The organism is bacterium (assembly GCA_030654305.1).
Classification (GTDB): Bacteria; Krumholzibacteriota; Krumholzibacteriia; order LZORAL124-64-63; family LZORAL124-64-63; genus PNOJ01.
In genome coordinates this window covers 1-2,807 of record JAURXS010000169.1, presented here as the reverse complement: position 1 = coordinate 2,807, position 2,807 = coordinate 1, and the positions used below count along the sequence as shown (strand labels likewise).

The 2,807-nt window shown below is 72.9% G+C and carries 3 protein-coding genes; all 3 read right to left on the bottom strand.

Translation table 11 applies throughout. The annotated features are described in order from the left end of the window. Positions 1 to 1,597, bottom strand: a 1,597-nt coding sequence (locus Q7W29_04570) for a sugar-binding protein (GenBank protein ID MDO9171090.1), incomplete at its 3' end; no start/stop codon positions are given. A 159-nt stretch (positions 1,598 to 1,756) separates the two neighbouring features. Continuing rightward, the gene (locus Q7W29_04565) at positions 1,757 to 2,500 is read right to left on the bottom strand and encodes a hypothetical protein (GenBank protein ID MDO9171089.1); all 744 of its coding nucleotides are present in this window, start codon (positions 2,498 to 2,500) and stop codon (positions 1,757 to 1,759) included. Further along, on the bottom strand, positions 2,497 to 2,807 hold a 311-nt coding region (locus Q7W29_04560; protein ID MDO9171088.1), incomplete at its 5' end, for an FAD-dependent oxidoreductase. The genes Q7W29_04565 and Q7W29_04560, both read right to left, overlap by 4 nt.

Here is a 2,807-nt window from a genome sequence, read left to right as displayed (position 1 = left end):
TGTAGTTCGTGTAGACGAAGGCGTTGCGCTGGTCCGTCCAGGGGTCGTAGCCCGTCTGGGTGCGGTAGGTCGGGTCGAGCTGGTTGTAGTCGAGCGTGACGTTCCAGTCGCGGGAGCGGCGGCGCAGTTCGGTGATGAACGCCGTGCCGGAGTAGGTCTCCCCGTCGAGGTCGACGGTGCGACGGCCGTGGTCGAAGGTCTCGCCCGGGCTGACCACGATCCCGTCGGGCTCCTCGGTGCGGCTGTAGACGCCCTGCCCGACCCAGCTGTAGCGGCTCGAGAGGCGCAGGTTGAAGTCGCCGGACAGGATGGTGCCGGAGCCGCCGTCGTCGTAGCGACGGTCGGTCGCCATGAGGCCGGCCTGCGACCCGGCGCCGAAGTTGTGCAGGCCGCGCAGGACGTTGACCGTGGATCTGCCCTGCGGGGCGCGGTAGCTGCGCTCCTCGGTCGGGATGATGTAGGGCGAGTGCTCGTCGCGGGCCAGCATGAAGGCGAGGCTGGTGCGCTCCCAGCGCGCCGTGCCCTTGGCCGCCAGCTCGGGGTCGTTGACCATGCGCGTGTAGAACGAGTTGAACATGGTGCGGAACAGGTCGCTGCCCTCCTGGAAGAAGGGGCGGCGCTCGGGGTAGCGCTGCACGATCGTCGTGTTGACGTCGATCTGGTCGGCGTCGGCCTCGATCTGGCTGAAGTCGGGGTTGAGCGAGGCCTCGACGGTGACGTCGGAGGAGACGGCGTACTTGGCGCCGAACGAGGGCTCGCCCTTGACGTCGTGGTCGTCGAACCTCGCGTCGGGATCGAGGTGGTCGGTGGTGCGGCCGGTGCGGTAGCCGATGTAGGACGGCAGGAGTTCCAGGCCCTTGCCCGGCCGCACGCCGCTGATCCCGTCGACGGTCCCCCACTGGCAGGGGAAGCACTGCTCGTCGCGGTCGTAGGCCGCCCAGGTGTACTGGTGGGTGCTCTCCCGCGGGTGGACCCGCCAGAGGTCGAGCCGCCAGCTCTGGACCTCGGCCACGGGGAAGCGCAGGGCGGACATGGGGATCGCCATCTCGACGACGTAGCCCGTGTCGGTGATCCGGGCCGCCGAGTGCCAGACGACGTCGAAGCCGTCGTCCTCGCCGTGGACGCTGGTCCACATCAGGTCGTGCTGGATGCCGTAGGGGTTCACGAAGAACTCGTAGGCCCAGGCGGCCTCCCCGAAGGTGTCCAGGAAGATCCCCACCGCGTCGTCGTTCTCGTACTGGTCGCGCTGGCACATCGTGGCCCGCAACGCGGCCGGATCGTCGTCGCAGACGAAGGCCACGTAGAGGTTGTCGTCGTCGTAGGCGAGCAGGGCCTCGGTCCGCACCAGGGGCGCGACGTTGTCGCCGGGCTGGCGCTCGCCGAAGTGGTCGGTGCGGGCGGCGTCGCGCCAACCCGCGTCGCCGAGACGGCCGTCGACGTCGATCCCGCCCGCGGCGCGGGCGATCGTCAGGGACGGCTTGAAGACGGGCGTGAAGTCCGCGGCGGCGGCGGGCAGCACGGGAACCAGGAGCGCGAGCAGCGCGCAGAGGCGCGCGCGGGCCGTGGCGGACGGTGCGGTCAGGGGGATCGCGGCCATGTCTCACCTCGTCGGGTTGTCTGCGGTGCCCTGCAATGCTCCGGCGAGAACGAGCAGCGCACTGCCGGCGGACGGGGCCGGCGGGCGGGCGTGCCTGCGGATCCCCGGGCGGGGATCCCGTCCCATGAACGGGGACTACGGTGGACGAGGGGGGAAGGTTCAGGGCGACGGCGGGGAATCGGCGGCGGGACCCGGGTCGGCGACCGAGCGCACCGCCTGCGCCGCGATCTCGTGGCCGAGGACCACCTGGCTCGCGTAATGCTTGCGGTCGTTGAGCCGGCCCCAGCCCGGGCCCCAGCTCAGCAGCCAGGCCAACCGCCGCAGCCAGGGCTCGCTCACGGTGCGGCCCGTGGTGAGCCAGGGCACGGCGGCCACGAACGTGTCGCCCGACGCCGTGTTGTCGTCGCGGAAGGGGCGCCAGTGGGCGTCGCCCGGCGGGTCGGTGGGGCGGGAAGCGCCGCCCGCGAACTGCAGGGACCAGAGGGCGGGCAGACCGACGACCATGGCCTCGAAGTTGCGGCGGCCCCAGCGCAGCAGGGGCGTCGTCGCGACCAGCCCGTCGAGCAGCGCGAAGGCGCCCCAGACCAGGAACCACGGCCGCCGCCCGAACCCGCGCAGGATGCCGACGGCCGCGTCGCTGCGCGGGCCGCGGACGCGGCGTTCGTGGGCGCGGTCGATCGCCTCGTCCAGGCCGCTGTGGGCCATGACGAAGGCGGCCAGCGCCACGCCGCCGAGGATCAGGAACCCGCGGCGGTCGTAGCAGCGCCGGTAGTGCGCGACGGTGTGGGCGAAGGGCGCGCGGCCGCGCGGCGTCGCGCGCCACTGTTCGGCGGCGCGCAGGGCGCGGGCCGCAGCGATGCCGGCCAGCAGCAGCAGCAGGATCGCGACGACCGCGGCGGTCATGGCGCCGTCCAGGGTTCGCGGCCGTCGAGCAGGGCGGCGACGATCTCCGCCAGCGCCGGCGCGGAGGTCAGCCCCGGCGAGTCGATCCCGATCAGGTCGATCAGGCCCTCGAGGTCCCCTTCTTCGCGGTGCACGCGGAAGTCCGCGAAGGGAGCGTCGGTGTCGAGCTTGGGGCGCAGCCCGCTGAGCGCCGGCCGCAGGTCCTGCGGCGCGAGCCAGGGCAGGAAGCGCGCGGCGCCCGCGAAGAACGCGCCGGCGCGGGCGGGGTCCACGCCGTAGTCCTCGCGCCGCGGCACGGCCTCGAAGT

Coding starts and splice junctions, on each gene's coding strand:
- Q7W29_04565 (MDO9171089.1), bottom strand. CDS start 2,500: ATGACCGCCGCGGTCGTCGCGATCCTGCTGCTGCTGCTGGCCGGCATC.